The organism is Chitinivibrionales bacterium, from assembly GCA_035516255.1.
Classification (GTDB): Bacteria; Fibrobacterota; Chitinivibrionia; order Chitinivibrionales; family FEN-1185; genus FEN-1185.
Genome location: DATJAL010000017.1, coordinates 30,315 through 42,863 on the forward strand (window position 1 = coordinate 30,315; position 12,549 = coordinate 42,863).

The 12,549-nt window shown below is 60.1% G+C and carries 7 protein-coding genes; 3 read left to right on the forward strand and 4 right to left on the reverse strand.

What is annotated here, in order from left to right; genetic code table 11:
- Nucleotides 1-166 precede the first annotated feature (166 nt).
- Nucleotides 167-1,216 carry a methyltransferase gene (locus VLX68_05955; protein HUI91776.1) on the forward strand — a complete coding sequence of 350 codons (1,050 nt, stop codon included), beginning with the start codon at nt 167-169 and terminating at the stop codon, nt 1,214-1,216.
- Nucleotides 1,217-1,323: 107 nt separating this feature from the next.
- Entirely contained in the window at nt 1,324-3,384 is a 2,061-nt protein-coding gene (locus VLX68_05960) for a hypothetical protein (protein HUI91777.1), read from the forward strand.
- A 201-nt stretch (nt 3,385-3,585) separates the two neighbouring features.
- Here the strand turns inward: VLX68_05960 and VLX68_05965 are convergent, their stop codons facing one another.
- Together VLX68_05965 and VLX68_05970 are read right to left on the reverse strand one after the other, a co-directional pair.
- Entirely contained in the window at nt 3,586-6,159 is a 2,574-nt protein-coding gene (locus tag VLX68_05965) for a DUF4962 domain-containing protein (protein HUI91778.1), read from the reverse strand.
- A 108-nt stretch (nt 6,160-6,267) separates the two neighbouring features.
- On the reverse strand, nt 6,268-8,292 hold the full coding sequence (locus tag VLX68_05970) for a right-handed parallel beta-helix repeat-containing protein (GenBank protein HUI91779.1): 2,025 nt from the start codon (nt 8,290-8,292) through the stop codon (nt 6,268-6,270).
- Nucleotides 8,293-8,688: 396 nt separating this feature from the next.
- Here VLX68_05970 and VLX68_05975 point away from each other — a divergent pair, with 396 nt between their 5' ends.
- A complete protein-coding gene (locus VLX68_05975) occupies nt 8,689-9,852 on the forward strand; it encodes a hypothetical protein (protein HUI91780.1) in 1,164 nt (387 codons plus the stop codon).
- Between the two features lie 111 nt (nt 9,853-9,963).
- Here the strand turns inward: VLX68_05975 and VLX68_05980 are convergent, their stop codons facing one another.
- Nucleotides 9,964-11,466 carry a M1 family aminopeptidase gene (locus VLX68_05980; protein ID HUI91781.1) on the reverse strand — a complete coding sequence of 501 codons (1,503 nt, stop codon included), beginning with the start codon at nt 11,464-11,466 and terminating at the stop codon, nt 9,964-9,966.
- A gap of 97 nt (nt 11,467-11,563) precedes the next feature.
- Nucleotides 11,564-12,457 carry an SPFH domain-containing protein gene (locus tag VLX68_05985; protein HUI91782.1) on the reverse strand — a complete coding sequence of 298 codons (894 nt, stop codon included), beginning with the start codon at nt 12,455-12,457 and terminating at the stop codon, nt 11,564-11,566.
- Nucleotides 12,458-12,549: the final 92 nt, after the last annotated feature.

The following is a 12,549-nucleotide window of genomic DNA, read 5'->3' on the forward strand; positions in this document are numbered from 1 at the left end:
TACTATAAAATATATTAGCACCGCTTTGCTGTGTCAAGTAGGAGCGCAGAGTCCCGCATTGTAAGAAAAACGGTTCTTCGGCCGTCTAATATAAACGAAGTATTGATTTCCTTTGCTTTGCCACCTATTTTGAAGTCACGCTCGACATACGCTGAAGGATCGCCACATGCCCTTTAAGCTCAACTTCCTGGAACGGCAGATTTTTCTTGAGCGCAACTGGGGACCAGGCCCCTTTATCGACATGCTGGCGCCGCTCGCATTCAAGGCGGTCGCCGCGGCGCTCAAGCTCGGTGTTTTCGAGGCGCTTAATGCGAACGGCGCCCTGTCCCTTGCCGCGCTCTGCGAAAAGACTCGCGCCGACAGGCGCGGCATGGCGCTGCTGGCTTCGGCGCTTGTCGGCCTCGGCTACCTGCGGGGCTCGGGCGCGTCACGTTACGCGATCACCGCCATGGCGCGCCGGTGGATGCTTGCGGGGTCGGCTTCCGGCATCGCGGGAATGGCCGGGTATTTCGAGGACGCGGCCGACCGCTGGACCTATCTTGACAAATCGATACGCGCCGGGGGGCCGGCGCAGGCGTGCGACGGCTGGCTCAACGGCCGCGCCGGGGCGTGGGAGCGTTATCACGCCGGCATGCACGGCGTTGCGCGGCTGCTGGCCGGCGAAATTGTTTCCGCCGCGGCGGTGCCGACGGGTGCAAAACGCCTTATCGACATCGGCGGGGGCCACGGTCTCTACAGCGTGATGTTCTGCCGGCGCCACCCCTCGCTTTCCGCGACGGTCTTCGACTGGAAACAGGCGCGCTCTCTTGCGGAAAAGACCATCGGCGAACACGGCATGCAAAACCGGATCAGGTTTGTCGCTGGCGATTTCTTCGAAGACGACCTCGGCGCCGGGTATGACGTTGCGCTGCTCTTTAACGTGCTGCGCATCTATCCGGAAGACAAAATCCGTTTTCTCCTCAAGAAAGCCGGCGCGGCGCTCGCCGCCGGCGGCAGGTTGTTCATCGCCGACCAGTTCTCCACAAAAAAGCTCCGGGGATTTGCAAAAGTAAACGAGGCCCTGGTTCTTTTGGAACTGTACAACAGCTGCGCCGGCGCGGTGCTGTCCTCGAAGGGACTCATGGCCATGCTGCGCGACACGGAATTCGGCCGCTGCCGGGAACTGTTCCTCAAGCGAGGGCCCGGCATCAGCATAGTCGAGGCGCTGCGAAAATAATGCCGCCCGCAGCTTGCCGACCGCTGAAATCCGACCGTTGTCCCACTCGTTGCTGTCTTCCGCCCTTCATGATATAATTCATATACCGCTCGATCAAAGGGGGATCCATGAACTATCATCACGCCGGATCGTCAATTATGAGGATTGTATTGACCGCCGCATGCCTGCTCACGTCTTCCGCATTCGGCCAGTGGACCCAGTGCACCGGTCCGTACGGCGGAACGATCAACGCGCTTTTGTGCGACAGCGCCCTCCTGTACGCCGCCACCGACAACGGCGCGGTGTTCCGGTCGGTAAACAACGGCGCCCTGTGGCAATACCGTTCGGAAGGGATCGGCGCCGGCGTATCGTCCGTCCAGGCGCTGCTCAAGACGACCGGGTATCTTTTTGCCGCGGGCGCGGGCGGCATGTACCGCTCGGCGGATTCGGGCGCGACATGGGCCGAGGCCGATTCCGGCCTGTCAAGCGATCAGATGGTCACCGCGCTCTGCGCAACGGACTCCTTCCTGTACGCCGGCACCGGCGGCAACAGGATATACCGTTCAACAGACAGGGGCGCTCACTGGGCGCGGAGCGACTCCGGCATGGACAGCAGCGGCCAGGGCGTGCGGTCCATCATCGTGTACGGGAACCGTGTTTTCGCGTCCGTCCACAGCGCCGGCATCTATTGCTCCGACAGCGCCGGGACCGCGTGGACAAAGGTCAACGCGGGCCTGGCCAACCTCCAGGTGTGGTGCCTGCTCCCGTGGAACGGTTACCTGTTCGCCGCGACCAGCATCGGCGTGTACCGGTCGGACGACAGCGGCGCGGTGTGGAAGCGGCTGGATTCCTCGTGGAGCTCCATCGTGTACACGCTCGCGGCGGGGAGCGGCTCGGTTTTCGCCGGCACGCTTGACGGCGTGTACGTTTCCACCGACAGCGGCGTCCATTTCAATTGGAGCAACGCCGTGGGGTTCCGGCCTGTCAAGTCCATCGCCTCATTTGGCGCCAAGACGTGGCTGGGCACCTACTGGGACGGCGTGTGGTACAACGGCGGCACCGGAACATGGGGCGAGGCCAACAACGGCCTTACCGGCATACCCGTTCTTTCCCTGGCTTCCGACCCGGGAGCGGTGTTTGCCGGGATCGAGTACGGCGTCGCGCGTTCCACGGACCAGGGCGCCACGTGGACTCGGGCCGCGGCACCCATTCCAAACGGCGTGGCCTTCGTCGCCATGGCCGCGGGAGCCGCGGGCGCGTTCGGCGGGTGCTATTACGGTCTGTACCGTTCCGTCAACAACGGCGCGGCGTGGCAGAACATGAGCGGCGGCCTCCCGGACAAAAATATCCAGTCGCTCGCCATCGGCCTCGGCTGGACGTTCGCCGGCACCGGGGACGGGTACCTGCTGCGCTCCGCCGACACCGGCGCGACCTGGACGGGCTCCGACAGCGGGCTGCCGCCGCAAGGGATCAAGTCCGTGCTCGTGGACGGCCAGACGCTCTGGGCGGGCACGGCCGCGGGCGTGTACCGCTCCGCGGACTCGGGCAGGACATGGGGCGTGGCCGACGACGGCATCACGGTCCCGCTCAATACCTATTCGTTGATAAAAAGGAAAGACATGCTCTATGCCGGAACGTTCTCCCAGGCCGTACTCCGGGCCGCCGACACCGACACGGTCGTGTGGAAGCGGGTCGACACGAACTGGACCGACTTCGTCCCCGCGCTCGCGATAAAAGACACCGTGCTGTATGCCGCGACCACGCTCGGCGTGGCCGCGTCCAACGACGGGACCTATTGGTCGGCATGCGGGACAGGGCTTGAAAACACGCCGGTGTACAGCCTCAGCGTGCTGGGCGGCGGGCTTTTGGCGGGCACCCTCAAGCGCGGCATATGGTTCAATGCCTTTCCCGCAGTGCATGCGGCCAGGGTTTCCCCAAAAGTAATAAACGGCATTACATTTATAAGGCGCGTTGCGGACAGGATTTATATCGACAACCATGGCGCGGACGAGGCGCGTGTTTCGGTGGTAAAGGCCGACGGCAGGCAGGTGATGTCGTGCGCGATAAAAAAAGACGGTTCAATGATGCTTCCTGATTTTTCGAAATCGGGGCATGCGCATGGAGTTTATTTTGTGTCAATAAAAGTGAGGGGTGCTTGCGTGGAGGCGCAGAAAGTTGTCGTGCCGTGAATAGAGCTGGCAGCTGAAGATCGGTAGATAGTTTATTGAGCATGATTTCGTCAATCTAAAAAATATCTTATTAATGCCTTCCCGGCGGGGGAGGCTTGGAGGGTGGAATGCAAAAAGCATTTCCCTTACCGGGTCTAAGGGCCGGCGAGGCCCTTCCATGTCTTGAATTTGCATTTATTCTTGATTTTCTTCTTTGTCTATCTACCGTACCACAAACCTGCACCGAAACTCATCCCCTCCCTGCGTCAGCTTTAATATATAAACTCCCTTTGCCCCGCCCCTCCATGTCACCGATTCCATCCCGCCGGGAATTCCCTGCTCCACAAATTTTGCAACCCGCCTGCCTGACAAATCATAAATCGCCGCGACAGCGTCGCCTTTGTCTGGTGTGTAAAAATTTATAGTGACACCTCGGTTGAGTCCTCTATACGGAAGCGACGCTGTCAAATGAGTCCGGTGCCGAGAACCCATGCTTGAAATCACCGGACTATTGTCAGTCAGCACAACCGTCGTCCTTCCCGTCAAGTTGACAAACACGCGCGCAATGCCGTTCGCGTCGCCGGCGGCCTGGCCCGCGGCGGCCCCGTTGACCGTGACCGTATAGGATTGGCCCGGGGTAAGCCCGCCCACGGCAACGGTGTCGGGCCCGCCGGCGGCGTTGTAGGCGGGCTCCGCCTCCACCGTGAATATGCCCGGCGAAAAGCGCCAGGCAAGGTTGGCCGCGATGGTGGAAGCCGTCAGGGTCTTTCCCGCCGCATTGACGTAGGTCCCCCGCGTGAGCGACGCGAAAACGGGCGCCGCGCCGCGCCGCACCAGGACGTTTGACGCATCGGAAGTGACGTCGCCCGCGGTAAACGCCGAGGCGCCGGTGCGCATGGCGAACATGTCGTTAAAGCCGGTGCCTTGCACCTGCACCGCGGCGGCGCCGATTGCGGCGGGCATGCCGCAGGTGAGCGACGGCAGGCCGTTTTTCTGCGGAGTCATCACCGCCGTGATGCGCGTGGATGCCGCGGTTACTTTCGCTGAAAGGCACGGCGGCGCCGTGAGCTCGGCCGGAAGAAACGAGGTCTGCAGCGATGCGGCCGGGGGCTCCAGAAATTTTATCTCCAGGCGCATGTTGAACGAATCGGCCACAAAGAACTGGCCGGGCTGGCCGCCGCTCCAGGTTCCCGCCTTGTGAAGCCGCCAGTCGTACACGTGCTGGCCCGCGCCCGCGCCCACAAGATCGTCCATCGAGATGAGGTACGTTCCCTCGACAAATGCGATATGGCGCACGAACCGGTTCACGCCCCAGTACAGCTTCGTGGCGTTGCCGGCCGCGATGGCGCTTGCGCCCGACAGCATGATGTCGTCGAGATGCCCGCATGAATCGTAGGAAAACGGCTGGTACCAAGCGTCGCCCTCGCGGCGCTGGCCCTGCGAATCGACCACGATGGTGTTGTGGCTGCGCGTGAGCTTCGCCACCGTGGGATAGCCGTCGTCATCCGCGAGCATGCGGCCGTTCGCGTACAGCATGAAATGGTTCTGGTCAGGATGGTCGTGCGCCACGTTTGCATAGCCGGTGCCGCGCAACTGCTGGAGACGGTTGCCGCCGGGCGGACCGCACTTGAACACTAAGGCCGTTGCGGTGTCGCTCCACGATCCGCGGATGGAAAACATTTCGAGGTCGGGCCAAAAGCGGTACAACGGCAGCGACGAGTACGGCCTGGGCTGCAGCGTATCGTCGTACCAGAACAGCCCGTATATGGAGAGCTGGTACGAACTGCCCGGAAGGTCGTGCATGAGCCGCCTGAATGCCGAGTCACTAGACGCGTCCTGCGCGCGGCCGATGGGAACCATCCACGTGTCGATGTTGTCGGGCGGGCCGTCGCTCGCGTCGCCGATGCCGAAGGTGTTTTTGAACCCGGGCGTGCTCATATACAAACGGTAAAGATGGTCTGAAACGAAATGCGGTTTTCCCGCGCAGGGATCAACGCCGGTGACGTGCTGGATGAGCCCGGCCGAGGTCACCACCCAGTGGTAGCCGTAGTCCCAGTAGCCGGGCCCCTCGTGCGTGCTGCCGTCGTCGGCGAGCCAGTGGGTCACCTGCTGATAGCAACCGGTGGCGAGGTCGGCCGCGGCCTGCACGTTGACGGCCGGGTCGTCGCCGTAGATCGCGTACGCCGCGTGCGCCAGCCCGTGGATGCGGTTGTGCATGTGGTTGTTGTCAAAGTCCTCGGTCCAGTAGTTTCCGATAAAGAAAGCGGGCATGATGGTGTCGATCGAGCGCTTGAGCGCCGCGCGCAGCTCGGTTTTCTCCGACGCGGAAAGCCGGTCGTACAAGATGTCGTAGGTGAGCGCCATGCCCGAGGTGATGTCCATGGGGATGAGGTCGTCGGTGAGCCAGTCGTTGCGCCGCGCGTAATAGAGTGCCCAGTCGCGCGCCGTGTTCGCGTACCCGGTGTCGCCCTCCACGACGTAATACATGCACATGGCGAACTGTCCCCAGAACCCGAACAGGTAGTCTTTCCACGTTCCGGGCGGGTCGGGCTGAACGCCCTCGTAGCCGGCGAAGCTCTGCTTGGAATGGTCGTAGAACCACTTGCACGGCCCCTTTGCCCGCGCCTTGATCCAGGCGGTGTCCGCTTTTGTAAAGTACAGCCGCGGGTGCTGGCCGGCAAGATCCGGTCGCATGACAAAGGTGTTGGCGGGCGGCTGGGTGACGATGGAGGGGTCGGCGAGGCAAAGGCCTGCCATAATAATAAGAATGATGATTGATGAATGAAAAGGGCGCATGATGGGCTCCTGTTACTGTTTGTAAATTTTCTTATAAGATAAAATAAAAATCTGGGCGTTCCTCCGCTACGCGGCTGCGGCCGGTGAGGCCCTTCTAGCCATTCAAGATTACCGCACCGCAAACCTCCCCGAATATCCATTCTTCCCGTGCATTAACTTCAATATGTAAACTCCTTTAGTTCGTCCCTTCCAAACCAGTGATTTCGTCTCGCCGGAATTCGCATACCCCGCCAATTTTGCTACCTGCCTGCCCGACAAATCATAAATCTCCGCTTCAGCATCCCCTTTATCCGGCGAGCAGAATCTTATAATAACTCCCCGGTCGTGTCCACTATACGCGAGCGACACCGTCATCGGGGTCCGGCGCCCCGCACCCAAATTTGAAATCACCGGATTCCCGTTCTCCGGCCTTGGGCCGTACCACGGCAGCGGGGCGCCGCTTTCGTACGCGCCGAGGTCGGGGGCGCCGCCCTTGTAGTCCTGGTTGATGCCGGCGATGATGACGCCTTTGTCAATCGCGGCGCTGCCGGGCCGCAGCGTGAGACAGTGGCGGTCGTACATGCTGTCGGGGCCGAGCGAAAACAGGCTGTCGAACAGGTCCGCCTTGTCAACAGCTATGGCGTGCGTCTCGATCCCGGTCGCGGTCGCGAAAGCGGAAAGCGAGTTGAACCGCTGCGCCGGGTCGAACCATTTGAACACCGGCGCGGCGCTGTTCACGGCCGGATCGAACCCGTCGTAGTCGACGCTCGTGCGCCAGTCGGGCGTCCAGCGCTCGGGCTGTGTGCACCCGCCCGCGTCGGTGCAGGGCATGGCCTCCCAGATGTAGCCGGTGCCGCCGGCCTGCACCCACAGGTTGTTCCTTGACATTCCGTACAGAACGTTCTGGTCGAAGATGTTGAGCGTGTTCCATCCCACGAACGTGTTGTGCGCGAGCAGGAAGCGGTCCACCACGCGGTACTTGAGAAAGTAATTGCCTTCGCCCATGATCTGGTTGCGGATGAAATACCACGGCCCGCAGAACATGGGCTGGAAGCTGAGCCCGTGGTTGCGCGGGTTGGTGATGCGGTTGCACCACACGCGCACGTTGGCGTAGCCGTAGTCGGGCTCGATGCCGTCGTCCACCACGTCGAAGATGTCGTTGTTGTAGAGGTCGCAGTTGCGGCTGGTGTACGATATGCCGTCGGCGGTGCGCGTGATGCTGTTGAAGCACACGGTGTGGCCGCTGGTGTGCATGAGCTCGATGCCCTCGCCGCCGAAGTCGCCCACCACGCGCGGGTCGATCTTGTCGCCCACGATGGTGTTGTCGGCGATGTACCAATCGTCGGAGCCTTCCTGCATGGTGATGTTGTAGTTGAACCCGGTGAACGAGCAGCGCGTCACCACGTTCGCGGTGGAGCCGCTCTGGCCGACGAGCGCGTAGGTCTGGGCCTGGCTGTTGACGAACTTGAGCCCGCAGAGCCAGATGTCGTGGCCCGCGATCCGTCCGTAATCGAGCACCGCGTCGCCGTCGCCCGCCGCTTTCCAAACGATATAGCCGGGCGCGGCGCCCGGCTTGTTGAACGAGAAATTCCCGTAATTGCCCGCGTGCACGAGCACCACGTCGCCGGGTTGTGCGGCGGATTGCGCGGCGGCAAGGCCTTTATACGGGTTTCCCGCCGAGCCGTCGCCGCCGCCCGCGCCCGGCGCCACGTGGAGCGTCCGGCCGTCCGTCGGGATCGCGGGCACCGGCCGTGTCGCTATTGTCAATGTTGTGTCCTTGCCGCCGCCGTCCGGGTCGGTCATGGACAGCTTCACCTCGTAGGTGGTGGCCGAATCGAGGAACATCACGCTGCCGGCGAGCATGTCGTAGCGGCGGTCGGCCGAATCGGTGCCGTCCCACCCGCGGAAGTCGTCGCGGAACAGCGGCAGAAAATCCTTCCACGCCGCTGCGCCCTGCGCGCGGTATTGAACGGTGCAGGCCGCATTGTGGTTGGTGTCGCCGGTCACGTCCCATTCGATACCGATGGATTTTATGGTCGAATAATACCTGATCGGGCCGGGCACGACGGGGCTTGACAAGAGAGCGGCAGGGGAAAGAAGGATTGCGAGGGCGATAAAAAAATATTCTTGATGACGGGGAGGCTGACGGAGCATGGTACCTCCTGAAGCCTTGGACGTGAAGAATCTTGTATGGTTATTTTAGAAGGGATCTTACTCTGATTGTACATTATAATTAATGACCATGCATCAAATTCTTTTTGATTTTGTCCGATAAAATGTTTGATTGCTTTTTTGTCTAGACCTCACCCCCGGCCCCTTCTCCGGATCGGAGAGGGGAGAACTGCCAATACAATTAAATTGCGGAATAAAACTATTGCCGCGCGTTAGGGGCGACCGCAGGCCGTCGCTGGAGCGCGGTGCTGCCCGGCCCTCGCCGAAGGCATATAGGGGCCGTGGCAGCCCGAGCCGGGGGCGGGACGGAGGGAGAACCGACCCGAGCCCGAGGGACGAAGGCGAGGGGAACGCCCAAATCTTATTTTATTACCTATTATGAATTTCCTGCTGCTCAAACTAAAATCCTCCTTTCCCCCCGGCCTCGGCACCATCCTGCTATTATTCTTAGCCACTCGGATTGTTCTCACTCTCATCGGCGTCGTGTCGCATGTCATCATAGACCCGTATCACGGCCACGAATTCGTCTGGCACTATTCAAAACACCTGTGGCTGAACATCTGGGCGGTGTGGGACTCGGGATGGTACCTTGACATTGCGAAAAACGGGTACTCGCTCTCGCTCTTGTCGGACCTGCCGAAAAACGTTGATCCCGGCCAGACAAGCTTCGGTTTTTTTCCCCTGTACCCGATGCTCATCGCCGCCCTCGGCTTCTGGAACGGCCATTACCTTGTCGCGGGGATTATTGCCTCAAACGCTTGTCTGCTCCTTTCGGCATGGTACCTGTATAAATTGGTCTTGCTTGATTTCCCCCGGCGGGACGCTTTGCTAAGCGTCAAGTATCTTTTTTTCTTTCCAACGGCCTTCATCCTTTCAGGCGTGTTCGCGGAATCGCTCTTTCTGCTGCTGTCAATCATGTCCTTTTATTTTTTACGCAAAAAACAATGGCTGCGTGCCGGATGCGCCGGAGCTCTGCTGGGTCTGTGCAGGCCCTCTGCGGTGTTCGTGCTTCCGGTACTGTGCCTGGCATATTTCTTGGAAAAAGGATACAAGCCGAAGAACATCAGGTGGGACGCGCTTTGTCTTTTGGGAATTCCGCTGGGATACGGCCTTTTTTCCCTGTTCGGCTATTTTGTGACCGGAGACCCGTTCTACTACACCACGCTCAAGCGCGCGGCGTGGGGGAGCTATTGGGCAAACCCCTTCTTTCTGCTCGCCCATTGCCTGGTGACGAACCAGATAGTGCCGCTTGTCAACGGATGGGCGGTTGTGATCGGCGCGCTGCTTGTCGCCTTGACCTACAAGAAAGCCGGGACGGTCAATACTCTGCTCGGCCTCTGCCTTCTCATCCTGCCGCTTACCGCGGGCTACATGGTGCTGCCGGGCACGATGCGCTACATGGCATCGGTGTATCCGCTGTTTATTGCCGGCGCCCTGCTTGGCCGCAACCAGACTGCGGACACAATCCTCACCGTTCTGTTTTGTTTGCTCCAGGGATTTCTCATGGCGATCTGGTGCAACGGGTTCAACCTGATCGTGTGATGCCAAAAAATCACCGCAAAGACGCAAAGGTCGCAAAGAAGAGTTACCTGAGGACTTGCCCTTCACAAGCCAACTTTTATTGTTGCGTTCTTTGCGGTGGAATTGTCCGAGCTATTGCGGAGAAAACGCGCCCGCGCTGTCGAGCCAATTAAAGGTCGAAATGAGCAGGTTCGTGTCGAGCACGCCGGGCGAGTCGACGAAGCGGCTGAAAAACCCGGCGATATCAGCGGAATTCCCTTCCTGTAGCACTGCCACGAATTGCCCTCTTGTAAAGGCCTTGTGGTCGTACCGCGAGCAGAGCACCCCGGTCTTCGAAAGCAGGGTCTGGCCGCTTCCGCTTGCCTGCCGCAGCAGTTTGTCAAGGATCATGTTTGCCTGCTTGCCTTTTTCATATACCAGGCCGATGCAGTTGGTCGCGGTGTCGGTGGCGTAGAGGTTCTGCCGCACATACGGCTGGGACAGGCTGACGGTTTGCGTGACGACATTTGCGGATAGATCGGTGGTCATGAGCTTCCGCAACTGCTGCCGGTCGGTGAGCATGCCGAGTTTGTAGGCAAGCAGGATGCCGAAGTAGGACGCGGTGCCCTCCTTCCACCAGGGATCGCCGGTCTCGCCGGTGCGGATGCCGACCCACTCATGAACGCATTCGTGCGCCACGATGCCGGGGATCCACTGGATGGGGTCGGCGCCCGCCGTGTACCTGAGAAAAAAAGAATACGTTCCCTCGAGCCCGCTGCCCGAATCAACGATGAAAACGGACTTTTGCGACTCGTGCGGGGGGAAGCAGCCGAGGCACAGCCGGTCAACGGCGCTGAACGTGGAACACGTTACCGCGGAAAACGGCGCCGGCACCGCGTTTGACGAAAGGGAAATAATCGACAGGCCGGACTGGAGCGGCGGCGCGCAGGTGATGTCGAGGCCATTCACCGCAAACTGCAGAAAAAGAATCTCATAAGGGGACCGCAGCGCCGTTCGGGCGTCTCCCGCGCCGGTCACCGTGCCGAGGCCGCCGCCATCCACGGAAACATACGCCTCCACCGGATGCCGCCACAGGCCCACGTCGTCAGACGCGTACCGCGGAAGGCAGAAAATGTACTGCCCCCGGTAATATCCCATGTTGCCGGTGCGGCCGGGGAGCATGGTGTTGTAGTTCGGCGAAGGGCTCGGCGCGTACGGAAAGGTGACTTCGTAGTCTATGGTGAGGTCTTTAAGCGAGGCGGGGAGTGAAAGCTGCTGCACCGAATCGTTGTCCCAGGGAATGCCGCCCAGTTTTTTGGCAACGGCGGTGCCGTTCACGGCCAGGCCTTGGATGTTGTCTTTTGTCAAAACAATCACGGGGTTGTCGGCCGCGAACGGCGGGAACAGGATGCGCACGCTGTCGGATCCGGAAAAATGCCGGAGTTCCGCGTGGACGTGAAGGGAGTCGAGGGTGTAAAAGGTCACCGTATAGCTGAGGTCGGGCCCGGATGCATTCTCCGGAGGGCGCGTGGGGCCCGAACAGCCACACAGAAAAAATGCCATGACCGGAATGATCCATTGCAGGAAACGTAGTATGTCGTTTGTCAACAATGAATCCTTGGGTCTTTTTGCCGCTGATGGCGATTCGAACCACATGGTGATACTGCTAATCAAATTATTACCGAGAGCATAAAACCTTTACACATGAACTTGCAGCCGACCGTTCACCCTGGGCAAAAATGAACAATCCGGCCTAAACCTGCATTTTGTCCCGTCCCACCTTAACCGGCGTCAGGCCGGCCAGGTCGCCGATCACGTTCACCAGCTCCGTGTTCGCCGGAACCACGACCTTTGCGTTGTCCTGCAGCGAGCTCTGCACCACCTCGAGGCGTTTAAGCACCTGCGCGTTGCCAGTGAAATATTTGTTCGCCGCCTCGTTCACCAGTCGTATGGCCTCCGCCTCGCCCTCGGCCTCGAGGATGCGCGCCTGCTTGATGCCCTCGGCCTTTTTGATGGCGGCCCGTTTTTCGCCGTCGGCCGAAGTTTCGGTGGCGGTCGCGTAGTCGATCGCGGCGAGCTTCTCGTTTTCGGCCTTCACGATCTTGTTCATGGTCTCCTGCACGTCCTTGGGCGGGTCGATCTCCTTGAGCTCGGTGCGCACGATGTCGATGCCCCAGGTCTGCGTTTCCTTGATGAGCACCTTGTGCAGATCCTCGTTGATCCTGCCGCGCTCGCTGTTGGCCGACTTGAGCGTGAGCGTGCCGATGATGTTGCGGAGCGTGGTCTTTGCGAGCGCGACGATCTGCAGGTTGACGTTGTTCACGTTATACTGCGAAGCCTTCACGTTCTCCTCGTCGGCCTTCACCTTGAAATACACCTGGGAATCGACCACGGCGTTGAGGTTGTCGTTGGTGATCATCTCGCGCGGCCCCGAGTCCACCATCTGCTCCGTGACATTGACCTTGAACATGCGTTCGATGAACGGGATGATCCAATGGAACCCCGGCATGGCGAAACGGTTGTATTTGCCCAGCCGCTCGATGAGTCCGCGGTAGGTGGGCCGGACAATGCGTATGCCGTTAAAAAATACGATGATGAAAAAAATGACGAGGACGGCTGTCCAGAAAGAATGAATGGCGTCCATCATGGCCCCCTTAAAAAGGTGTGCATTTTGAAAAAGGGTTTTTGCATTCGATTCAGACATTCAATTATACCATCGGGGATAGTGAAAGCGTCCAA